The following is a 22,455-nucleotide window of genomic DNA, read 5'->3' as shown; positions in this document are numbered from 1 at the left end:
TGGCAATGCGTGGATGGGTTGGCGGGGTGGCTGAAGAGGCGCTCGACGCCAGCGATGCGGCGAGGCTTGGGGACGACAGGGAGTGGTGCTGCGGATGGTGTCCGGCACCAGCAGCCGGACACCGGAAGGCGGGGACTTAGAAGCCGTTTCAAAAAGATTCTGGCGTCGTTGCGGGGCCTTGCCGTACTACTTGTACTGTCTGCGGCCCCGCGTCTAGCCAGAACCGCTTCGCTTCATTTTGAAACGGCCTCTTAATGCGGGAACAGATTCAGCAGGCCATCCAAGCCGACATGGTTGAACGCCACGCTGGCCTGCGCGCGCACCACGGGCTTGGCGCGGAATGCCACGGAAAGGCCGGCTACGGCCATCATCTTCAGGTCGTTCGAGCCGTCACCCATCACGATCGCCTGCGACGGATCGGCGCCGATCTGTTCGCACACCTCGCGCACCGTGCGCGCCTTGACGTCGGCGTTCACGATCTCGCCCACCACGTTGCCCGTCAGCTTGCCGTCGACGATCTCGAGCGTGTTGGCGCGGGTGAAGTCCAGCTTCAGGCGCGGCTTGAGCTTGTCGGTGAAGTGGACGAAGCCCCCGGAAACCAGCAGCGTGCGCAAGCCCAGCGCCTGGATGGTCTGCAGCATGTTCTCGGCGCCGGGTGACAGGCGCAGCCGTTCGTCGTACACGCGATCCAGCACGCTGGCGTCCAGGCCCTTGAGCAGCGCCACGCGGCGGCGCAGGCTTTCGTTGAAATCGGTGATCTCACCGCGCATCGCGGCTTCAGTGATGGCCGATACCTCGGCCTTGAGGCCGCAGAAATCGGCGATCTCGTCGATGCACTCGATCGTGATCAGCGTCGAGTCCATGTCCATCGCCACCAGGCGGAAGTCCGACAGCTTGCGTCCACCCGGCACCACGGCCCAGTCGATGCCACGTGGCGCGCACGCCGCGTCGAGTGCTTCGCGCAGCGCGGGCGTCAGCGGCGCGCAATCGTCCGCGGCGGCCACGTTGTCGGCGCGGCGCTCGAAGGCGGAGGCGCCGGCAACGGTGCGAAGGGTGTCGAGGTCGGCATTGGCGAGCGGGGACAGGCTCTGGAGAATCAGCGGCATGGCGGGGTAGGCAGGCGATGCGGGCGTCGCAGGGGTCGCAGGAGTTGAGAGGGCGAGCGGAAGCGCGCGGGAAAGGCGGTATTGTAACCAAGCCTTCCTTCCTGCTTCCGCCTTGCGCGGATATGTCGATATTGCCGTCCGATCTTATGCGGATTTCGTGCATGGATCGGCGAAACCATTCGTTCCGTTCAGATAGGCGCGTCGGTAGCCTTTCTCCCTGACACAAGCCCCGTGCTGCCGCGTGGGGCCCAAAACAGCAGGGCGCAAGATTGCCAACGCGCCACTTCACGACACCTGACGGGAGCAATACAGATGATTCGCAAACTGGCCATCGGCCTCGCCGTTCTTTCGGTACTCGGCGCCGCACAGACCGCCTCGGCCAACACCAACCTGCTCAATGTCTCGTACGACCCCACGCGGGAACTCTACGTGGATGTGAACGCCGCGTTCGCCAAGGCCTACAAGGCGCAGTCCGGTGACGCCGTGACGATCCGCCAGTCGCATGGTGGCTCGGGCAAGCAGGCCCGCTCCGTGATTGATGGGCTGGATGCCGACGTGGTCACGCTGGCGCTCGGCTACGACATCGACGCCATTGCCGACAAGGGCCTGATCAAGCCCGACTGGCAGAAACGCCTGCCGCACAACGCATCGCCGTACACGTCGACGATCGTGTTTCTGGTGCGCAAGGGCAATCCGAAGCAGATCAAGGACTGGAACGACCTGATCAAGCCCGGCGTGCAGGTGATCACGCCGAACCCGAAGACGTCGGGCGGCGCGCGCTGGAATTACCTGGCCGCGTGGGGCTATGCGCTGCGCCAGCCGGGCGGCAATGAGGCCAAGGCCAAGGAATTCGTCGGCGCGCTGCTCAAGAATGTGCCGGTGCTCGATTCGGGCGCACGTGGCGCCACCACGACCTTCGTCGAACGCGGTCTCGGCGATGTGCTGATTGCCTGGGAAAACGAGGCGATCCTGGCCATCAAGGAACTGGGTCCGGACAAGTTCGACATCGTCGCACCATCGGTCTCGATCCTGGCCGAACCGCCGGTGGCCGTGGTCGACAAGGTCGTCGACAAGAAGGGCACCCGCAAGGCCGCCGAAGCCTACCTGCAGTTCCTCTACACCGAGGAAGGTCAGGAAATCGCCGCCAAGAACTACTACCGTCCGATCTCGGAGAAGGTGGCCGCCAAGTACGCGGCGAATTTTCCGAAGGTGAAGCTGTTCACGATCGACGAAGTGTTTGGTGGCTGGGCCAAGGCTCAGAAAGCCCACTTTGCCGATGGCGGTTCATTCGACCAGGTCTATCAGCCTGGCAAGCGGTAACACGCGCGGCCGGGGCAGCCACGCTGCCCCGGCGTGCCAGTTGAAGGAGCCCGAAGATGTCCGCAGTTCTCAAGATTTCATCCCGCATCGCCACGCGGCGATGTCCCGCCTGACCTGATTCCCGATCCATCCCGTCTGCCTTGCCGCTCGTGAAGCCGGCAGGGAGGGGTGTTGCCCGCCGATTCGGGCAACAACGACAGGACCCAAGAACTTCAGAAATCAGAACGCAGAACTCAGAACGCAAGGACACCCGTATGTCATCGCCCATCCGCATCTCTCTTTTCCACAACTCGCTGCGCCGCCGTCTGCTGACCGGTGCGCTGGTGGTTGCCACCGGCCTTTCCTATGTGCTGTTTGCCGGGCCGGTCAAGGCCCAGTCCCAGACCGTCAATCCCAAACTGCTGCGCATCGGCTATCAGAAGTACGGCACGCTGACGCTGCTCAAGGCGCGCGGTACGTTGGAAAAGCGCCTGGCGCCGCAAGGTATCACGGTCAAATGGACCGAGTTCCCGGCTGGCCCACAGTTGCTGGAGGGGCTCAACGTGGGCGCGATCGATTTCGGCACGGTCGGCGAAGCGCCGCCCATCTTTGCCCAGGCCGCCGGCGCGCAACTGGCCTACATCGGCAATGAGCCGCCCGCGCCCACGGCGGAGGCCATCGTCGTGCCGAAGAACTCCACGATCAAGAGCGTGGCCGATCTGCGTGGCAAGCGCGTGGCGCTGAACAAGGGCTCGAACGTGCACTACCTGCTGGTGCGCCAGTTGGAGAAAGCCGGGGTGGCCTATGGCGAGATCCAGCCCGTTTACCTGCCGCCCGCCGATGCGCGTGCCGCCTTCGAGCGAGGCGCCGTCGATGCCTGGGTGATCTGGGACCCGTTTCTCGCCGCTGCCCAGAAGCAGCTCGATGCCCGTGTGCTGGTCGATGGCCGTGGCGCGGATGGCAAGAACGTGGTCAGCAACCACCAGTTCTATCTGGCGTCGCGCCCTTACGCGCAAGCGCGTCCCGAGGTGGTGACCGCGATCCTCGATGAACTCGCGCAACTGGGCCAATGGGCCGAGAAGCATCCGAAGGACGCTGCCGCTGTGCTGGTCAAGGAGACTGCGCTCGACCCCGGCGTGCTCGATCTGGCCGTGTCGCGATTCTCGTACGGGGCGAAGCCGGTCTCGCCCGAGGTCCTGGCAGAGCAGCAGCGCATTGCAGATGTGTTCCAGACACTCAAGCTGATTCCCAAACCGATCAGAGTTGCAGACGCTGCGTGGCAAGCCCCCACCACGCAACAGGCGCAGCGCTGATTCTCATTGACCTGCAGGAGGCACGACATGCAAGTTCTCTGGTTCATTCCCACCCACGGTGACAGCCGCTACCTCGGCACGTCCGAAGGCGCACGCGAGGTCAGCTTCGACTATCTGAAGCAAGTCGCCGTGGCTGCCGACACGCTTGGCTATGACGGTGTGCTGATTCCCACAGGCCGCTCCTGCGAAGACCCGTGGGTGGTGGCATCGGCTTTGGCCGCCGTCACCCGCAAGCTGCGGTTCCTGGTGGCGTTGCGTCCGGGTTTGATGACACCGACGCTGGCCGCGCGCATGGCCGCCACGTTCGATCGTGTGTCCAACGGCCGCTTGCTCGTCAATCTGGTCACTGGCGGCGATGTGGCCGAACTGGAAGGCGACGGCCTGTTCCTGAACCACGCCGAACGCTACGAGGCATCGGCGGAGTTCATCCGCGTGTGGCGCGACCTGCTGGCCGCCAGCCACGAGAACGGCGAGATCAGCTTCGAGGGCAAGCACGTCACGGTCAAGGGCGCGCGCGTGCTGTATCCGCCGATTCAGCGTCCGCATCCGCCGGTGTACTTCGGCGGGTCCTCCGAGGCTGCGCACGACCTCGCCGCCGAGCAGGTGGAGACGTACCTGACCTGGGGCGAGCCGCCCGCCGACGTCGCGAAGAAGATCGCCGACGTGCGCGCCCGCGCCGCGAAGCACGGCCGCACGGTGCGCTTCGGCATCCGCCTGCACGTGATCGTGCGCGAGACCGACGCCGCAGCATGGGCGGCTGCCGACGAACTGATCAGCAAGCTCGACGACCAGACCGTGGCACGCGCGCAGGCCGTGTTCGCGAAGATGGATTCGGAAGGGCAGCGGCGCATGGCGGCGCTGCACGCGGGTGGCAGCCGTCGCACGCGTGAGGCGCTTGAGATCAGCCCGAATCTGTGGGCGGGTGTCGGACTCGTGCGTGGCGGGGCTGGCACCGCACTGGTCGGTGATCCGAAGACCGTGGCGGCACGCATCGAGGAGTACGCGGCGCTGGGTATCGATACTTTCGTGTTCTCCGGCTATCCGCACCTGGAGGAGGCTTATCGTTTTGCCGAACTCGTGTTCCCGCTGCTGCCGCGCAAGGTGCGCGACAAGTTGCCGGGGCAGGTGCTGTCCGGTCCGTTTGGTGAAGTCATGGCCACCGGCATCGTGCCGATCGCCTCGCAAAGCTGAGGGAGGCTGACCATGAGCGCGCCCCATTCCATTGCGCCACGCCGGATCGACTGGCGCCAGGCCGCCCGCGCGATCGCGCCGTGGATCGTCCCGATCCTGCTGATCGTCGTCTGGCAGGTTGCCTCGCAGGCGGGCTGGCTATCCAACCGCGTGCTGCCAGCGCCGTTGGCCGTGGTCGAAGCGGCCTGGACGCTGGCCGCATCCGGCGAACTCTGGAAGCACGTGTGGATCAGCACATGGCGCGCGCTGGTCGGTCTGGCCATCGGCGGCGGCCTGGGTCTCGTACTCGGGCTGCTGACCGGCACGTTTCGCACGGCTGCCACGCTGCTCGACAGCACGCTGCAGATGGTGCGCAACATCCCGCCGCTGGCGCTGATTCCGCTGGTGATTCTCTGGTTCGGCATTGACGAGACGGCCAAGTTATTCCTGGTGGCGCTCGGCGTGTTCTTTCCGGTGTACCTGAATACGTACCACGGCATCCGCGCGGTCGACCCGGCGCTGGTCGAAATGGCGCGCAGCTATGGCCTGTCGGGCTGGCGCCTGTATCGCGAGGTGATCCTGCCCGGCGCGCTGCCCGGCATCCTCGTCGGCGTGCGGTTCTCGCTCGGGTTGATGTGGGTGATCCTGATCGTTGCGGAAACCATCTCCGCTCAATCGGGCATCGGCTATATGACGATGAACGCGCGCGAGTTCCTGCAGACCGATGTGGTGCTGGTGGGCATCCTGCTCTACGCGCTGCTAGGCAAGCTGGCCGACGTGCTGTCACGGGCACTGGAGCGCCACTGGCTGCGTTGGCACCCCGGTTACCTGTCGGCCTGAACACTGCCTGAGATCTGCTTGAGATCTGTTTGAAGGATGAAGGAGCTTGCGATGATGCATACGCATCCGGTGGAACAGGCTGCGCTGGCCTGGCTTGACGCGAATCTTGCCCGACGTGATGCGTCGCGCCCGGCCGCGCGTGCTTCGCACGGTGTCGGCGGCATCGCGCTGCATGTGGAGCAGGTTGTGAAGCGCTACAACGGGCGCGAGGTGCTGCACGGCGTGAACCTGCGAGCGGCGCCAGGCGAGTTCGTGGCGATTGTTGGTCGTAGCGGGTGCGGCAAGAGCACGCTGCTGCGCCTGGTGGCCGGGCTGGAGTCCGCGGACGCGGGCGCCGTGGCGCTCGACGGTCAGCCGGGCGGCACGCCATCGAGTGTCCGCGTGATGTTCCAGGATGCGCGTCTGTTGCCGTGGAAGCGTGTACTCGACAACGTCGCGATCGGCCTGCCGCGCGAACGCCATGCCGATGCGGCGGCGTTGCTCGATCAGGTGGGCCTGGCGGATCGCGCCAACGAATGGCCGGCGCGGTTGTCTGGCGGCCAGCGTCAGCGCGTGGCACTGGCCCGCGCACTGGTTCACCATCCGCGCCTGCTGTTGCTCGACGAACCGCTCGGCGCGCTCGACGCGCTCACGCGGATTGAGATGCAGGCGCTGATCGAATCGTTGTGGCGCCGGCTCGGCTTCACTGCGCTGCTGGTGACCCATGACGTATCCGAGGCCATCGCGCTGGCGGACCGTGTGGTGCTGATCGAAGACGGACGCATCACGCTGGATCAGCAGGTGACGCTGGCACGACCGCGCCAGCGTGGCACAGCGGATTTCGCGCAAATCGAGGACGCAGTGCTGCGTCGTGTGATGCGGCAGGAGTCTCCGGCCGCCTCCGATGCAGAACTTCACTTTCGCTCCGCCGAGGAGTTCCTATCATGAGCTTTCAGGCGATCCGCTCGCATCGAAAGCTGTCTTGAAGTCGAATCCATCATGACCATCGATTCCGCACTTGAACGCTATCTTCAAACGTTGCCCCGTGAACCCGTGCCTGGCCGCGAGCTGTGGCGTGACGTGAACGGGCAGGTGCAGGGCCAATATTTCCAATGTTCGCTGACCAGCGCCTTCGAACCGCTGGTCACACTGGCTGATCGCGGCGTAGTGGCGCACGAAGGGTCGATCCGTACCTATGCCGAGGATGGCGTGGGGCTGGCGGCGTGGAAGCTGTTTGCGATGGCCGCCGACGACACATCGCTGGTGTCGCTGGATCGCCTGACGCGGCTGGTCCATGCGATCAACTACTTCGCGGCCGATGGCGAGCACAAGCTCGTGCTCAATGTGCACAACCGTTTGCTGGCCGCGGTTGCGGACGATCATGGAGCGGCCTTCCGTCGCGCGCTGGAGTCGCTGGGTTTGCCGATCGGGCGCTTTGTGATCCAGGTGCCTGCCAGCGCGAACGACGACCTGCCTCTGCTGCTGCACGTGGTAGGCAACTACCGGCGCAATGGTTTCGCGGTGAGCCTGCAGGCATCCGACCCCGCCGAGGCCGGCGCCCTGATGGCGCACGCCATGCCGGACTGGCTCAAGCTGGACATGCGCCGCACGTGGACCGACCGTCAACTGAGCGGGCTACGCGCCAGCGCCGAGGGTGCCGGCGTGACGTTGATCGGCCGGCGCCTGCAGGACGACGAGGCCGTCGAGCGCTTGCAGAACGCGGGCATCGTGCTCGGGCAGGGCAGAGTGATCGCCGATGAACCGGTGCCGGCACGCGGATTGCATGTCCGGGCGGTACCGGAACAACACAAACTGGAGAGGGCATGACGATATCGAAGCTGCCGGGCGGGGTGTCCCGGCTGGAAGTGCCACGCGGCTTGCAGATCCTCACCGTGCCGGGCTTGCATGGCAGTGGGCCCGCGCATTGGCAAAGCCGTTGGGAATCGCGCTATCCAGACTGGCAACGCATCGAACAGCACGACTGGAGCCGGCCGAGCCTGCCGCTCTGGGCGGAGCGGGTGTCCGAGGGCGTCTCGCGCGCGTCGCGCGTGGCGCGGCACGGCGCGGTGCTGGTGGCGCATAGCTTCGGTTGCCTGGCGACGCTGCGCCAGGCGGTGCTCGATCCGGTCGGCATCGCCGGGGCGCTGCTTGTGGCGCCTGCCGATCCGGACAAGTTCGGCGTGGCAGCGCTGCTGCCCACATGGCGGCTGCCATTCCCGACCATCGTCGTCGCCAGCACCAACGACCCATGGATGTCGCAACGCACCGCCTTCAGTTGGGGCACGCTGTGGGGCAGTGAACTGGTTGATGCCGGTGCAGCCGGTCATATCAATGCGGACTCCGGCCTGAACGATTGGCCGCAGGGACAGGCCTTGCTCGCCACTTTGCTGCAGCGGATCGAGTCGGACGGCCGGGTTCTGTCCCTGGGTGATGGCTCGACCACCTGGGATATGTCGACCGAAGTGACGCAGGCAGCGCCATATATCTAAAACGTCTAAAGAAATTCGTAAAGATTCGTTCTGTTTATAAGGGCGCATCTGCAAAATTTGTCTCGTAGGCCGGCGCGATATGCGCCGGTTTCATAAGGAAGCGTCGGATGCGGCACAAATGCCCGCCGGCACAAGACCAGACGAGACACGCATGCCTTCCACGATTTCCCTGGCGGACGCGCCCCCGCCGGCCGCCGAAGCACCAAGGCGGCCCGTATCCGCGAGCCAGCGCTTCACGGTGTTGCCGGGCTTTGGCCTGTCGCTCGGCTTCACGATCTTCTATCTGACGCTTATCGTCCTGATCCCGCTGTCGGCCACGTTCCTGAAGACGTTCACGATGACGTGGGACGCGTTCTGGACCACGGTTTCGAACCCGCGCGTGGTGGCGTCGCTGGAACTCAGCTTTGGTGCGTCGCTGGTAGCCGCGATCATCAACACGGTGTTTGGCCTGGTCGTGGCATGGGTGCTGGTGCGCTACCGGTTCTTCGGCAAACGGGTGATCGACGCGCTGGTGGACCTGCCATTCGCGCTGCCCACTGCCGTGGCTGGTATCGCGCTGACCGCGCTGTTCGCGGGCAACGGCTGGATTGGCCGCTGGCTGGAACCGCTTGGCATCAAGGTGGCCTTCACGCCGTTGGGCGTGGTGGTGGCCCTGACCTTCATCGGCCTGCCGTTCGTGGTGCGCACGGTGCAACCGGTGCTCGAGGATGTCGAGCGCGAACTGGAGGAGGCCGCCGCGAGCCTGGGCGCTTCCCGGCTGCAGACGTTCTCGAGGGTGATCCTGCCCGCCATCCTGCCGGCGCTGCTGACGGGCTTTGCGCTGTCGTTCGCCCGTGCCACGGGCGAGTACGGATCGGTCGTGTTCATCTCCGGCAACATGCCGATGGTCTCCGAGATCGCGCCGCTGATGATTTATTCGAAGCTCGAGCAGTACGACTACGCCGGTGCCACGGCCGTGGCCGTGGTGATGCTGGTGATCTCCTTCGTGCTGCTGTTGCTGATCAACCTGTTGCAAGCCTGGACGCGCCGTCACCAGAGCGGTGTCCGAGCCGCCGCGCTGCCCGATGGCAATCCGGAGGTGAACTGAGATGGCTGGTGCAATTTCCCGACTGGGTGGCCCAGGTGCCCCAGGTGCCCCAAGTGCCCGCGTACAGGCCGCGCAGTTCCCGCACGACGCCACTGGCGAATCGCGCTGGGTGCGGTATGGGCTGATCACGGTCGCGGTGCTGTTCCTGGGGCTGTTCCTGTTCATCCCGTTGGCGTCAGTGTTCTATGAGGCGCTGCGCAAGGGCGTCGATACCTATCTGGCTGCATTGACCGAGCCGGATGCCGTGTCGGCCATCAAGCTGACGCTGACGGTAGCCGCAATCGCGGTGCCGCTCAACGTGGTGTTCGGCGTGGCCGCCGCGTGGGCCATTGCCAAGTTCGATTTCCGGGGCAAGAACCTGCTGATCACGCTGATCGACCTGCCGTTCTCGGTGTCGCCTGTGATCTCGGGCCTGATCTACGTGCTGATGTTCGGCGCGCAGGGTTGGTTCGGACCGTGGCTGGAGGCGCACGACATCAAGATCATGTTCGCCGTGCCCGGGATCGTGCTGGCGACGATCTTCGTGACGTTCCCGTTCGTGGCGCGCGAGCTGATTCCGCTGATGCAGGCGCAGGGCAGCGAGGAGGAAGAAGCCGCCATCGTGCTGGGCGCTTCCGGCTGGCAGACGTTCTGGCACGTGACGCTGCCGAACATCCGCTGGGGCCTGCTATACGGCGTGATTCTCTGCAACGCGCGGGCGATGGGCGAGTTCGGCGCCGTGTCGGTGGTATCGGGTCATATCCGCGGCCTGACCAACACCATGCCGCTGCATGTCGAGATTCTCTACAACGAATACAACTTCGCGGCCGCGTTCGCGGTGGCGTCCCTGCTGACGCTGCTGGCGCTGGTCACGCTCGGTATCAAGACGCTGGTCGAAATCCGCGCCAGCCGGGAACAACTGGAAGGGCAGCCATCATGAGCATTCAGGTCAGGAACGTACACAAGCGCTTTGGCGATTTTGTCGCGCTCGACGACGTCTCGCTGGACTTCGCCGAAGGCGAACTCACGGCGCTGCTGGGGCCGTCGGGCTGCGGCAAGACCACGCTGCTGCGAATCATCGCGGGCCTGGAACGCGCCGACGCGGGACAGGTGGTGCTGGCGGGGCAGGATGCCTCGACCCAGCACGTGCGCCAGCGCAACGTGGGTTTCGTGTTCCAGCACTACGCGCTGTTCAAGCACATGACCGTATTCGAGAACGTGGCTTTTGGCCTGCGCGTGAAGCCGCGCGGCGAGCGTCCGTCCGAGGCGAAGATCCGCGAGAAGGTGAAGTCGCTGCTCGAACTCGTGCAGCTCGACTGGCTTGCTGATCGCTTCCCCGCGCAGTTGTCGGGCGGTCAGCGCCAGCGCATCGCACTGGCTCGCGCATTGGCCGTGGAACCACGCGTGCTGCTGCTCGACGAGCCGTTCGGCGCGCTGGACGCCAAGGTGCGCAAGGAGCTGCGCCGCTGGCTGCGCCGCCTGCACGACGATCTGCACGTGACCAGCGTGTTCGTCACGCATGACCAGGAGGAGGCGCTTGAAGTGGCCGACCAGGTGGTGCTGATGAACCGTGGCAGCGTGGAGCAGTTCGGCACGCCCGAGGCCGTGTACAACCACCCGGCCACGCCGTTTGTGTTCGGCTTCCTCGGCAACGTGAACCTGTTTCACGGCCGGCTGGAGGTGGGCGACAGCGGCGGCCTGCTGCACACCGGCGAGGCCGTGCTGCCCGTGGTCGGTAGCGGCCATGAGACCGAGGGCGATGCGGTGGCCTATGTCCGTCCGCATGATCTCGACCTTGAACGCTATGCGCCGGGCACCGACGGCATCGCGGTAACGCTGCGTCGCGCGCTGACGCTGGGCCCGGTGGCCCAGCTCGAACTCGAACGCGAAGACAACCAGGACGTGATCGAGGTGGCGCTGCCGCTCGAGCGCTTCCGCCATCATGGTTTCAAGGAAGGCGAACTGCTGGCGGTACGGCCGCGGCAGTTGCGTGTCTTCAATCAGGGCCGGACAACACAAGAACAGGGAGCGGCACGATGAATTTCCAGCAACTGCGATCGATTCGCGAGGCGGTGCGCCGCCAGTTCAACCTCACCGAAGTGGCCAACGCGCTGTACACGTCGCAGCCCGGTGTGTCCCGCCAGATTCGCGAGCTCGAGGAAGAGCTGGGTGTGGAGATCTTCGAACGCTATGGCAAGCGGCTGACCGGCCTGACCGAGCCCGGCCGGGAGATCGTCCGCATCGTCGAGCGCCTGCTGCTCGAAGCGGAGAACCTGCGCCAGGCGGGCGACGAGTTCGCCGGCCGCCATACGGGCCGACTGACTGTCGCCACCACCCACACGCAGGCGCGCTACGCGCTGCCCAAGGTGGTGCAGAGCTTCCGGCGCGAGTATCCGCATGTGACGCTGGCGCTGCAGGAAGCGTCTCCGGCGCATATCGTCGAACTGCTGCTGACGGGGCAGGCCGATATCGGCATCGCCACCGAGGCCGTGGCCAGCGAAGCCGGTCTGACTTCGTTCGAGGCCTATAGCTGGCAGCACGTGCTCGTGGTGTCGCCCGACCATCCGCTGACGCGGCTGCCCGAGCCGACGCTGGAGGACATCGCCAACTTCCCGCTCATTACCTACGACGCGGGCTTCACAGGCCGCCGCAAGATCGACGGTGCGTTCGCCGAGGCCGGCCTTCAGCCGGAGATCGTGCTGACCGCGATGGACGCCGACGTCATCAAGACCTATGCCGAACTGGAACTGGGCGTGGGCATCATCGCGTCGATGGCCTATGACGCGCGCAAGGATGAAGGGCTGGTGCGGATATCGGCCGACCATCTGTTCGAACCGAACGTCACCAGCGTGGCCGTACGGCGCGGCGCCTATCTGCGTGGCTACGCCCATGCGTTCATCAACATGTTCGCGCCGCACCTGTCGCGCGACACGGTCTCCACGGCCCTGGCCGAATCCGCGCATCGCCCGGCGCTGGCAGCCGCCTGAGTTGGCGGCCCCGGCAGGCGCCGGGGTCAGCGCCACGTTTGGCGCTTTCCGCTCGCCTGTCGGGCTCCACTACCTTTCGCGCCATCTGTCGCCGGTTCGTCGCACGGCGCTTCCGTCCCGGGCCGGTCCGGCGTAAAGTGCCTCCATCGCGGCCCGGCGGCGTTTTCTTGCCCGGTCTTGCGCGATGCCGCAGTGCATCAAAGATTTGCACGCGGTACCTGTAGCGAGAGGAGGGAGAGAACATGCGCCTATCGTGCGCGGGCCCGTCGCGGCTCAATATTCTTTGGCGCGACCTGCTGTTCGTGCTCTGCATGAACACGGTGATCGCCGTCAGCCTCAACTACGGCTTCCGTACCGCCGGAACGCTGCTCCAGAATTTTGCCTACAGCCAGCTGATCGGCCTCTCGATCTGGGTGCTGATCGATATCCCCCGCGTCCTGATCTGGTGGAACGATCGTCCGCGTCGATGGCCGTTCATGTGCCTGGCCGTGGTGGCGGTGCCGTTGGGCGTGGTGATGGGTAGTTGGGCGACGCGCGAATTGCTGGGCCTGCCGGAAAAGTCCGCGGCGGAGACCGGCGACATGCTGCGCATGTGCCTGATCGTCGGGATGCTGGCGTCGGCGAGCATGATCTACTTCTACTGGTCGCGCGAGAAGCTGGCGTACCTGGAGCGGCAGGCCGCGCTCGACGCTTTGCAGCGCGAGGAAGCCGAAAAGCAGCTCGTGCGCGCCCAGTTGATGGCGCTGCAGGCACAGATCGAGCCGCATTTCCTGTTTAACTCGCTGGCCAATCTCGACGGCCTGATCGCCACCGACCCCCGCGCGGCGCGCCAGTTGCTGCAGCGGCTGATCGGTTTCCTGCGCATGTCGTTGTCCCACACCCGCGCCGAGCATTGCACGCTGGCGCAGGAGTTCGAGTTGCTGCGCAGCTACCTCGATATCCAGGGCATGCGATTCGGCGCGCGGCTCGATTACGAGATCGACCTGCCGCCAGCGCTGGCCGAGGCCGAGATTCCGCCGATGCTGGTGCAGCCGCTGGTCGAGAACGCGGTGACTCACGGTATCGAGCCGTGCATGCGCGGCGGGAAGATCGTGCTGTCCGCGCGCGAGACTGGGGACGGCAGCCTGCAGGTGGTCATCGCCGACACCGGCGTGGGATTCAGCCAAGGCAATAAGGGCAGCAAGGGCGGTTCCGGGCTTGGCCTGACCCACGTGCGCGAGCGCCTGGCACGGATCTTCGGCGCGGCGGCCACGATGCAAATGGAAGAGAACACGCCGCGTGGTGTGGTGGTGCGCCTGACGTTGCCGCTCCAGCGCGGTTTCGAACCAATGTCCGTACCGGTTCGCGCCGCTGCAGGCGCCGCCGATCTGCAACATGCGCCTGCCGGTGTGGCCCCGGCGGTTTCCCGATCCTGATTGCACAGCCTGACCATCCATCCCCATGTCTCCGACGCTGCTGATCGCCGACGACGAACCGTTGCTCGCGCGCGTGCTGGAATCCGAACTGAAGGCGCTGTGGCCAGAGGCCCAGATCGTCGCCGTGGTGCATGACGGCGTGGCGGCGCTGGAGGCCACGCGCGATCAGCAACCCGATGTGGCCTTCCTTGATATCCGGATGCCGGGAATGAGTGGCATGGACGTGGCTCGCGAGTTGATCGAATTCGACCGGCCGCCGCTGGTGGTGTTCGTCACCGCCTATGACCAGTTCGCACTAGAAGCCTTCGAGCGCGCGGCGGTCGATTACGTGCTCAAGCCCGTGCAGCATGAGCGGCTGGAAGCCACAGTGGGCCGCCTGAAGGCGCGCATGGCCGCCCGGACCGAAGCAGAAGAAGAGGGCGATGCCGATACTGACATCGGCTCGATGGTCGACACGGACCGGCTGGGGCAATTGCTGCAGCGGCTGGAGATGCTGGAGAGACCCACGCAGGCACGGGGCCAGTATCTGCGATTCATCAAGGCGTTGGTGGGGCAGGAGGTGCGCATCATCCCGGTGGACGAAGTGGTCTATCTGGAAGCCACCGACAAGTATGTGAACGTGGTGTCCAGCAATGGCGAGGCGCTGATCCGCACGAGCCTGAGGGAGTTGATGCAGCAACTCGACCCCGACCGTTTCTGGCAGATCCACCGCGGCACGGTGGTCAATATCGACTGCGTGGCCAGCGCGGCGACGCAATCGCTTGGGCGCCTGTCGCTCAAGCTGCGCAATCGCCCGGAATCGCTGGCGGTCGCCAGGCAGTACGCTCATCTGTTCAAGCAGATGTAGCGCGGCCGAGTGTCTCCAAATTCCTCTAAGATGACTGCCTCGTCAGTTCCCATCCAGAGGAGTCAGAGATGAAGCCTGTTATGAAGCCCGTAACCACCGATATTTGCGACGCCAATGAAGACCGCCTGGCCGATGGCTCCCTGCGCGTTCTGACCCCGGGGTTCCTCCATTTCGGCAAGCGCATGGCCTTTTCGGGGCCTGCCGCGACGCTCAAAGTGTTCGAGGACAACTCGATGGTGCGCGCCACGCTGGAAACGCCGGGGGCGGGTCGGGTGCTGGTAGTGGATGGGGGCGGTTCGATGCGTTGCGCGCTGGTTGGCGGGATGCTGGGCGTGCTGGCCGAGAAGAATGGCTGGGCTGGGATCATCGTGAACGGCTGCGTGCGGGATTCGGAAGAGCTCAAGGTGTGCGACGTCGGCATCCGCGCGCTGGGCGTGCATCCGCAGAAAAGCCAGAAGCGCAATGTCGGTCAGGAGGACGTGACCGTGCAGATGCCGGGTGCGGTCGTGCGGCCGGGCAACTGGATCTACGCGGACGCCGATGGCGTGCTGGTCTCCGACGAGAAGCTGGACGGGGCCTGAGCCATGCCGCGAGTGTTTGTCTATGGCACGCTGCGTGCCGGCGAGGTCAATGATCTCAATCGTGCCGCCACGCGCCATGGCATCGAGGCACCCACGCTCGTGGGTACCGGGACGATTGCCGGTCGGCTCTACGATTTTGGTACCTATCCCGGGCTGGTGCTCGATGCCGCCGCTGGCCCGGTTGCCGGGGACATCTACGACATCCCCGATGCGCTGCTGCCGGTGCTGGACGAGATCGAAGAGGTCTACCCCGGGCAGGCCACCTTGTTCGTGCGCGAAACCCAACCTGTGGCGCTGGCCGGAGCGGCGACCGACTGCCTGCTGTATCCGGTTGCCGATAGCGCGGTGACGGGCCTGGTGTGCATCGATAGCGGTGACTGGGTTGCCTATCGGCGCGCGCGGGACGCGGCGGCTGCCTGACGGCAGAAGAATCGCGTTTCAAACGCCGTTGCCCGGTGCGCGACGGCGTTAGCATGGCCGACGATGACATCCTTCACTGTCAACGGACGCCATGACCCCTGTAGATTCCGCACATCCTGAGTTGCCTCCGCCCGCTCCGACACACTTCGCCGTGCAGTCCGGCCCCGTGAGGCTGGCTGCCACGGCCTGGGGCGATCCGGCCCATCCGGTGGTCGTGCTCGTGCATGGCTATCCGGACAACAGCCATGTCTGGCATGGCGTGGCGCAAGCCTTGGCCGGCCGCTTCCGTGTGGTGGCCTACGATGTGCGCGGTGCTGGGGCATCCGATGTGCCGGCTGGCGTGGCGGATTACCGGCTCGAACGCCTGGCCGACGACTTCATCGCTGTCATCGACGCGGTGTCGCCGGATCGGCCGGTGCATCTGGTGGGCCACGACTGGGGTTCGATCCAGGGATGGGAGTTCGTGACTGATCCGCGTCTCTACGGTCGCATCGCCTCGTTCACCTCCTGTTCCGGACCTTGCCTCGATCACGCCGCCCGCGCGTTGCGTGAGCCGCCCCGGCACTGGGGCGCCACGCTGCGCCAGGCGCTGGCATCGTGGTACATCGTGTTCTTCCATATTCCCGGCTTGCCAGAGTGGAACTGGAAACTCTGGCTGGGACGTAGCTGGACGTTCTGGCTGCGCCGGACGGAAGGGCTCCATACCGCCGCCAACCCGACGCAGACCGCCGATGGCGTCCATGGCCTGCGCCTGTACCGCGCCAACATCAGAACCCGATTGCGTCATCCGCACAACCGTCACGCGCACGCGCCGGTGCAGGTGATCGTGCCGACACGCGACCGCTACGTGCGCCCCGCCGTGACGGAGGGCGTGGGACGCTGGGCCGCTCAGGCGTGGCGGCGTCCCGTGGATGCCCACCACTGGTTTCCACTTGCCGCCCCCCAACTCATGGCGGCAATGGTTTGCGAATTTGTCGACCATCTTCAGGGCGCGCCAGCGTCCCCCGCACTGCAATCCGCCCGTGTTACGTCGGAGGCTGTCGAAATTTCATAATGCGGAAAGATGTTTTGTTTCGCAAAAATACGAGCGTGCGGGGCACAAGACGGTTTCTCATGATGAAAGATTGCTTGCCGCATCGTGGGAAGATTGATCCAAGCCATTGTTTGTAAAGAGATAAAAAACGAGGTGATCACCACATAAGTCGCTTGTTGCAACGCGGGAGTCTTCTCTACACTCTTATATAAGACACATGACTTGAGGCGCGAAATGCACAGCGTCCGGGTCGCTCGGCAGATGAGTACGGTGGGTGTCACGGAATCCAACGCCAATCGCCTAGTTGTTATCAGGAGAGTGAACATGACGTCGCGCCAACAACAGATTGAAGCCCTGCAGAAGGATTGGGACACCAATCCACGGTGGAAGGGTGTGAAGCGCAACTTCACCGCCGAAGACGTGGTTCGTCTGCGCGGCTCGGTCCAGATCGAGCACACGCTGGCCCGCCGCGGCGCGGAAAAACTCTGGCACCTGCTGAACACCGAGCCGTTCGTCAACACGCTCGGCGCGCTGACCGGCAATCAGGCCATGCAGCAGGTCAAGGCCGGTCTGAAGGCCATCTACCTGTCGGGCTGGCAGGTCGCTGGCGACGCCAATCTGGCCGGCGAAATGTACCCCGACCAGTCGCTGTACCCGGCCAACTCGGTGCCAATGGTCGTGAAGCGCATCAACAACACGTTCCAGCGTGCCGACCAGATCCAGTGGAGCGAAGGCAAGGGCGATATCGACTACTTCGCACCGATCGTGGCTGACGCGGAAGCCGGTTTTGGTGGCGTGCTGAATGCCTTCGAACTGATGAAGTCGATGATCGACGCGGGCGCCGCCGGCGTTCACTTCGAAGACCAGCTCGCTTCGGTGAAGAAGTGCGGCCACATGGGTGGCAAGGTGCTGGTGCCGACCCGCGAGGCTGTTGCCAAGCTGACCGCAGCGCGTCTCGCCGCCGACGTCTCGGGCGTGCCGACCCTGGTGATTGCCCGGACCGACGCGGAAGCCGCTGACCTTGTGACTTCCGACGTGGACGAGCGCGACCAGCCGTTCCTGACCGGCGAGCGTACCGTGGAAGGTTTCTTCCGCTCGAAACCCGGCATCGAGCAGTCGATCGCCCGGGCCCTGGCCTACGCCGAGGTGGCTGATCTGGTGTGGTGCGAAACCGGCAAGCCGGACCTCGAGTTCGCCAAGCGCTTCGCACAAGCCGTGCACGCGAAGTTCCCGGGCAAGCTGCTGGCCTACAACTGCTCGCCATCGTTCAACTGGAAGAAGAACCTCGACGACGCAACGATCGCCAAGTTCCAGAAGGAACTCGGTGCGATGGGTTACAAGTTCCAGTTCATCACGCTGGCGGGCTTCCATTCGCTGAACTATTCGATGTTCAACCTGGCCCACGGCTACGCCCGCAACCAGATGTCGGCATTCGTGGAGTTGCAGGAAGCGGAGTTCGCCGCCGCGGAGAAGGGCTTTACCGCTGTGAAGCACCAGCGCGAAGTGGGTACGGGTTACTTCGACGCCGTGACGCAGACCATCGAAGGCGGCCAATCGTCGACGACGGCGCTCAAGGGATCGACCGAAGACGAACAGTTCTTCGAAAAGAAGGTGGCCTGATCCTGGTTTGAGACAGTAGAAACCTGAGGTTGCAGTACGCAACGCCGCGTCGTCCGGTAGGGGACGGCGCGGCGTTGTCTTTGGTGCGGGCTGGCCGGCTTACGTGTTCGCCGGGAAGTAGAACTCTTCGAGTTCGAGCAGCGGCTGGAGCGCGTGGCCCCACTCCTTATCCACATAGCCGCGCAGCTTGCCATCGGTAAGGAAGTTGGTCACGGCGCCGAGCGCCCACGTGGTGTTGGCATGCAGGATACATTTGGCGACCGTGCCGTCTTGCACGGCGACGCTGTCCATCATGCCGTAGACCGGATGATTCAGCGTCGGGAAGTTCTTGAGCAGGCGTTCCATGTTGGCCATGGTGGCCTCCGGTTGCTCCTCGATTAGCAGCAGCACGGAATAGATCGACACAACCGGCCCGGCGCGTGTGGATTCACGGTTCCCGTCTGGGCGGTAGCCGCCCACCGACAACGGCGGCGCGCCGAACTCCGTGTACCCGCTGGTGGACGGGATGGTGGCGGGCGAGAAGCCCCAGTAGCCATCGAAATTGTCCTTGCCGTACTGGATGTGTGCCTTGGCCAGGTTGGGATGCGAACGGCCCCAGTTGTTGACACCCCACTTGGCCTCGGAAATCACGACCGGCACCGTAAAGGTCTCGAATACGGAACCGCCGTTGGTCGGCATGAAGCGCAGTCCGCCGTACTGCCATGTGTCTTCATAGACGCGCACGCCTTCGTAGGTCCGGTATTTCGATTCGTCGATCTTTCCGGCGGCCCTGAGCGGCACCCGGCCGATGTGGAAGTACTGGCTGCGCGGCACCTGCCCGAGCGCGATGCCGGCGTAGGCCAGCAGCCGCGTTTCGCCCAGCAGCCCGTACGTGCCGCCCTGGTGCGCCTGGGTCTTGGGGTTGTACGAAATGAAGTATCGCTGGTTGGCGGGGTTCAGCATCGAGTCGAACCGCATCTGGCCGAGTATGGTCTGCGCTTGCCCGGCGAGCGCGGGGTACGCCTGTTTGGCTAAGGCAAGGCTGACGGCCAGCCACGCGTTCTCGATCGACCCGACATCGCCGCTCGGCTCGGCCGTGTTGCTGTCCGTCGCGCCAAGCAGCAAGCCGCCGATGGCGCCTTTTCGCCCGGCTTTCTGCTGGAGTGTGGCGATGGTGGTCAGCAGGTGGGCAACGCGCTGCTCGGCCTCGTCGGGCGGAATGAAGCCGAGATCCCGTGCCGCCGTGAGGTTCTGGATGTGCTGGCCGATGTTGCCGGTGAAGATCCACGGATAGGCCGACGCCACGCCATTGGCGTTCAGGCATGCACGGTTGGAAGGCAGGGCGCGGCCCTTCGGGTCCAGCGTCTCGGACGCTTTCCATAGCGCCAGCGCGTACTCGCGCGCCTGGACCTTGAGCGCAGCGTGAGGGGGCCCATGCTCGCCCGTGGGCTCCGGGTCAGGTTCGGGAGCCGGCGGCACTGGCACAGGCTCCGGCACAGGCTCCGGCACAGGCTCCGGTACAGGCTCCGGTACAGGCGTCGTCGCCGTATCGCCTTGCTTTGGGTCGGGCTGGGGAGCGGGTGCGGGATTGGGAACATCTCCCGTGCTGGACGGGGCGGCTGGGGTGTCCGTCGTGACGGCCGCCGTGTCGCCGCCGCCGCAGGCCATCAGCAGCGCGCTGATGCCGATGCAGAACGCCCGGCGCGCAAAGGAGAGTCCCCAATCAAAGGAGAGTCCCGGGACATGGTATGCCATGATCTAGCCAAGAATGAGTCGAATGACGCATTCTTGGCGGGATCGCGCACAATTAGAATCGTACTATGCCGAATTCTTGGCGTGTTATTGCGGTGAAATGCAACATCGGGACCGTGTCATCGATAGACAATCACCGGGATGTCAGTGTGGGTCAGCACCTTCTGCGTTTCACTGCCGAGCAGCAGGCCCGACAGGCCGCGCCGGCCGTGGGATGCCATGAAGATGACATCGCAGCCATGGCGTTCCGCCGCGTCGATGATGCCGAGATAGGGCACCGCGAATGTGGTCATGTCGGCATCGAACGGCAGGCCGTCCGCCACGGCGGCGTTCTCGATTTCCTTCAGGTAGAGCCTGGCCTGGTTCTCGATGCGTTCCTTGAACGCTTGCGGAGCCTCGACCACGATCTCGCTGAAGGGTGTGTACGGATATTCCTCGAGACAGACGTAGGCGGTCACGCGGGCACCGATGGCCTTGGCCAGTTCAAGACCGCCGTCGATGGCTTTCTTGGACAGCTCCGAGCCGTCGGTGGGCAGCAGAATGTGCTTGAACATACCGGACCTCCTTTTGTGAGTAGATGGGGGACCAGGCCGTGCAGCGCCTGTCTGACTTGATTGTAGTCAGAGTGCGCTGTGCGCCATTGCGAAATATCAATGCGTGAGGGAAAGCACTAGACGCATCGTGACAGCGGCGCAGGCGGTAGCCATCGATCTAGGCAGGTGCGGTGATATCGACGCCGGCGTTTGTGCTGGGTTGCGCCATTTCGGCGCGGCGCCAGTAGGCGGGGTTGCCGTAGGTGTTCTTGAGGTGGTCGATAAACAGGCGGACGCGCAGCGGCAGGTGCTTGCGTTGCGGAAAGACGGCGTGGATGCCGATCGGCGGCGCCTGGAATTCGTCGAGCACGGTCACAAGTCGGCCACTGGCGATTTCCTGGCCGACTTCCCACCAGGAACGCCAGGCGAGTCCGTAGCCGCCGAGGCACCACTCGTGGAGCACAGCGCCGTCCGTGCATTCCATATTGCCGCCTACCTTGACGGTAGTGGCCCGGCCGTCCTGCTGGAAGACCCAGCCGCGTTGAACGTTGGCGCTGGCGCCGAAGGCCAGACAATTGTGACGTGCCAGTTCCTCGGGCTGTGTCGGCGTGCCGGCACGCGCCAGGTATTCGGGGGAGGCGACGACGACGCGGCGGTTTTCCGCCAGCCGGATGGAGACCAGGCTCGAATCGGGCAGGTCGCCAAGCCGGATCGCGCAGTCGAAGCCTTCGTTGACCAGATCGACAACGCGGTCGGAGAGATCTAGCGTGAGTGTGACGTCAGGATGCGATTCGATGAACAGGGGGACCAGCGGTGCCACGTGCTTGCGGCCGAAGCCAGCCGGCGCGGTGATGCGCAGGTGGCCGCTGGCCTTGACGCCGCCGGCGGAGACGCTGGCTTCGGCGTTGTGAAGGTCATTGAGGATGCGCTGGCAATCCTCCAGGAACGCCGAGCCTTCAAAGGTCAGGGTGATCTTGCGCGTGGTGCGTACCAGCAACTTCACGCCGAGCCGTTCTTCGAGCGCATCGATGCGGCGCCCAATGATCGCGGGCGCGACGCCCTCAGCGGCTGCGGCGGCAGACAGGCTGCCACGTGATGCGACCGATACAAAGGTCTCCAACTGCTTGAATTGAGCCACGGATGTTCGCCGGTTGATACATAAGTCGAGGTCAAGTTGGGCAAGATTAGTGGTGCAAAAGTAAAAGATCAAGTGACCAGCCTTGGCTTTGCCGCACTGCAACGTCTCACTACAATTCGATGCATTCAATCGTGTACAGGTCCATTCAGTCGATCCGGTCGTTAGATGAGCAAGATTCGCGCGGTAGTTTTCGATGCTTACGGCACGCTGTTCGACGTGTATTCGGTCACGGCGCGCGCGGAGCAACTGTTCCCCGGCAAGGGCGAGGCGCTGGCCCTGCTGTGGCGCGAGCGGCAGATCGACTACTCGCGGCTGCGTTCGCTCGCCGCGCCAGACGGATCGCGCTACAAGCCGTTCTGGGACATCACGATCGATGCGCTGCGCTACGCGGCCGAACGGCTCGGACTGCCGCTCGACGAAGCGGCGGAAGCGCAGCTGCTGAAGGAATACGCGTGCCTGTCGGCGTTTCCGGAGAACCTTGGCGCGCTCAAGCGGCTGCGCCGGGCGAATTTGCCGCTCGGCATCCTGTCCAACGGCAATCCGGAGATGCTCGACATCGCTGTGAAGAGCGCGGGGATGCACGGACTGTTCGACCACGTGCTGTCGGTCGATCCGGTGCGCCAGTACAAGACTTCGCCGGCTGCGTACGCGCTGGGGCCGCAAGCGTTCAACCTGCCTGCTGGCGAGATCCTTTTTGTCTCGTCCAACTGCTGGGATGCCTGTGGCGCCACCTGGTTTGGCTACACCACTTTCTGGATCAATCGTGCCGGTCATCCGGCGGAGCGCCTCGACGTGGCGCCCACCGGTACCGGGCATGACATGAACGACCTGCTTGCTTTCGCTTCGCCACTGGTTGCCGCCACTGGCGTTGCGCTCTGACGAGCCAGG

The 22,455-nt window shown here is 64.7% G+C and carries 22 protein-coding genes; 18 read left to right on the top strand and 4 right to left on the bottom strand.

Features of this window, described 5'->3' with window-relative positions; genetic code table 11:
- Nucleotides 1–251: 251 nt before the first annotated feature.
- Complete coding sequence (gene serB, locus RN01_RS22095; RefSeq protein ID WP_017515148.1) at nucleotides 252–1,106, bottom strand: phosphoserine phosphatase SerB; 855 nt, start codon at nucleotides 1,104–1,106, stop codon at nucleotides 252–254.
- 312 nt (nucleotides 1,107–1,418) lie between these two features.
- Here serB and RN01_RS22090 point away from each other — a divergent pair, with 312 nt between their 5' ends.
- From RN01_RS22090 to aceA, 17 genes are all read left to right on the top strand, one after another.
- Nucleotides 1,419–2,426 (top strand): sulfate ABC transporter substrate-binding protein, encoded by a 1,008-nt coding sequence (locus tag RN01_RS22090; protein ID WP_008649171.1) that lies wholly within the window; start codon nucleotides 1,419–1,421, stop codon nucleotides 2,424–2,426.
- A gap of 254 nt (nucleotides 2,427–2,680) precedes the next feature.
- Complete coding sequence (locus RN01_RS22085) at nucleotides 2,681–3,718, top strand: sulfonate ABC transporter substrate-binding protein (protein ID WP_024570887.1); 1,038 nt, start codon at nucleotides 2,681–2,683, stop codon at nucleotides 3,716–3,718.
- Between the two features lie 27 nt (nucleotides 3,719–3,745).
- Nucleotides 3,746–4,909: an FMNH2-dependent alkanesulfonate monooxygenase gene (ssuD, locus tag RN01_RS22080; RefSeq protein WP_017515947.1), complete on the top strand. Its 1,164-nt coding sequence runs from the start codon at nucleotides 3,746–3,748 to the stop codon at nucleotides 4,907–4,909.
- Nucleotides 4,910–4,921: 12 nt separating this feature from the next.
- Complete coding sequence (gene ssuC / locus RN01_RS22075; protein ID WP_008649165.1) at nucleotides 4,922–5,728, top strand: aliphatic sulfonate ABC transporter permease SsuC; 807 nt, start codon at nucleotides 4,922–4,924, stop codon at nucleotides 5,726–5,728.
- 54 nt (nucleotides 5,729–5,782) lie between these two features.
- Nucleotides 5,783–6,655 (top strand): ATP-binding cassette domain-containing protein, encoded by an 873-nt coding sequence (locus RN01_RS22070; protein WP_024570886.1) that lies wholly within the window; start codon nucleotides 5,783–5,785, stop codon nucleotides 6,653–6,655.
- A 51-nt stretch (nucleotides 6,656–6,706) separates the two neighbouring features.
- The gene (locus tag RN01_RS22065; RefSeq protein WP_011516135.1) at nucleotides 6,707–7,534 is read left to right on the top strand and encodes an EAL domain-containing protein; all 828 of its coding nucleotides are present in this window, start codon (nucleotides 6,707–6,709) and stop codon (nucleotides 7,532–7,534) included.
- Nucleotides 7,531–8,196, top strand: coding sequence for an alpha/beta hydrolase (locus tag RN01_RS22060; RefSeq protein ID WP_008649159.1), 666 nt, complete (start codon nucleotides 7,531–7,533; stop codon nucleotides 8,194–8,196). Before RN01_RS22065 ends, RN01_RS22060 begins: the two co-directional genes overlap by 4 nt.
- A gap of 151 nt (nucleotides 8,197–8,347) precedes the next feature.
- A complete protein-coding gene (gene cysT / locus RN01_RS22055; RefSeq protein WP_008649158.1) occupies nucleotides 8,348–9,283 on the top strand; it encodes a sulfate ABC transporter permease subunit CysT in 936 nt (311 codons plus the stop codon).
- Nucleotide 9,284: 1 nt separating this feature from the next.
- The gene (cysW, locus tag RN01_RS22050; RefSeq protein ID WP_024570885.1) at nucleotides 9,285–10,202 is read left to right on the top strand and encodes a sulfate ABC transporter permease subunit CysW; all 918 of its coding nucleotides are present in this window, start codon (nucleotides 9,285–9,287) and stop codon (nucleotides 10,200–10,202) included.
- Nucleotides 10,199–11,302, top strand: a complete 1,104-nt coding sequence (locus RN01_RS22045; protein ID WP_008649154.1) for a sulfate/molybdate ABC transporter ATP-binding protein — start codon at nucleotides 10,199–10,201, stop codon at nucleotides 11,300–11,302. Before cysW ends, RN01_RS22045 begins: the two co-directional genes overlap by 4 nt.
- Complete coding sequence (locus RN01_RS22040; RefSeq protein ID WP_017515332.1) at nucleotides 11,299–12,249, top strand: CysB family HTH-type transcriptional regulator; 951 nt, start codon at nucleotides 11,299–11,301, stop codon at nucleotides 12,247–12,249. The genes RN01_RS22045 and RN01_RS22040 overlap by 4 nt, the downstream gene beginning before the upstream one ends.
- 242 nt (nucleotides 12,250–12,491) lie before the next feature.
- Complete coding sequence (locus tag RN01_RS22035; protein ID WP_024570884.1) at nucleotides 12,492–13,664, top strand: sensor histidine kinase; 1,173 nt, start codon at nucleotides 12,492–12,494, stop codon at nucleotides 13,662–13,664.
- A 25-nt stretch (nucleotides 13,665–13,689) separates the two neighbouring features.
- Nucleotides 13,690–14,511, top strand: a complete 822-nt coding sequence (locus tag RN01_RS22030) for a LytTR family DNA-binding domain-containing protein (protein WP_017515916.1) — start codon at nucleotides 13,690–13,692, stop codon at nucleotides 14,509–14,511.
- A gap of 80 nt (nucleotides 14,512–14,591) precedes the next feature.
- Nucleotides 14,592–15,092 carry a ribonuclease E activity regulator RraA gene (gene rraA, locus RN01_RS22025; protein ID WP_008649129.1) on the top strand — a complete coding sequence of 167 codons (501 nt, stop codon included), beginning with the start codon at nucleotides 14,592–14,594 and terminating at the stop codon, nucleotides 15,090–15,092.
- Between the two features lie 3 nt (nucleotides 15,093–15,095).
- On the top strand, nucleotides 15,096–15,512 hold the full coding sequence (locus tag RN01_RS22020; RefSeq protein WP_011516144.1) for a gamma-glutamylcyclotransferase: 417 nt from the start codon (nucleotides 15,096–15,098) through the stop codon (nucleotides 15,510–15,512).
- Nucleotides 15,513–15,603: 91 nt separating this feature from the next.
- Nucleotides 15,604–16,566, top strand: coding sequence for an alpha/beta fold hydrolase (locus RN01_RS22015; RefSeq protein WP_024570883.1), 963 nt, complete (start codon nucleotides 15,604–15,606; stop codon nucleotides 16,564–16,566).
- 303 nt (nucleotides 16,567–16,869) lie between these two features.
- The gene (aceA, locus tag RN01_RS22010) at nucleotides 16,870–18,165 is read left to right on the top strand and encodes an isocitrate lyase (protein WP_008649123.1); all 1,296 of its coding nucleotides are present in this window, start codon (nucleotides 16,870–16,872) and stop codon (nucleotides 18,163–18,165) included.
- Nucleotides 18,166–18,264: 99 nt separating this feature from the next.
- Here the strand turns inward: aceA and RN01_RS22005 are convergent, their stop codons facing one another.
- The 3 genes from RN01_RS22005 to RN01_RS21995 form a co-directional block, all read right to left on the bottom strand.
- Nucleotides 18,265–19,899, bottom strand: a complete 1,635-nt coding sequence (locus RN01_RS22005) for a DUF3131 domain-containing protein (RefSeq protein ID WP_223277315.1) — start codon at nucleotides 19,897–19,899, stop codon at nucleotides 18,265–18,267.
- A 116-nt stretch (nucleotides 19,900–20,015) separates the two neighbouring features.
- The gene (locus RN01_RS22000; RefSeq protein WP_008649117.1) at nucleotides 20,016–20,450 is read right to left on the bottom strand and encodes a universal stress protein; all 435 of its coding nucleotides are present in this window, start codon (nucleotides 20,448–20,450) and stop codon (nucleotides 20,016–20,018) included.
- A 157-nt stretch (nucleotides 20,451–20,607) separates the two neighbouring features.
- On the bottom strand, nucleotides 20,608–21,567 hold the full coding sequence (locus RN01_RS21995) for a substrate binding domain-containing protein (RefSeq protein ID WP_008649116.1): 960 nt from the start codon (nucleotides 21,565–21,567) through the stop codon (nucleotides 20,608–20,610).
- A 165-nt stretch (nucleotides 21,568–21,732) separates the two neighbouring features.
- Between RN01_RS21995 and RN01_RS21990 the strand changes: the two genes are divergently transcribed.
- Complete coding sequence (locus RN01_RS21990) at nucleotides 21,733–22,446, top strand: haloacid dehalogenase type II (protein WP_017512551.1); 714 nt, start codon at nucleotides 21,733–21,735, stop codon at nucleotides 22,444–22,446.
- Nucleotides 22,447–22,455 lie beyond the last annotated feature (9 nt).

The sequence above is a fragment of the Cupriavidus sp. SHE genome, assembly GCF_000812445.1.
In the GTDB taxonomy this organism is placed as follows: domain Bacteria; phylum Pseudomonadota; class Gammaproteobacteria; order Burkholderiales; family Burkholderiaceae; genus Cupriavidus; species Cupriavidus metallidurans.
This window is presented reverse-complemented; position numbering and strand designations above follow the sequence as displayed.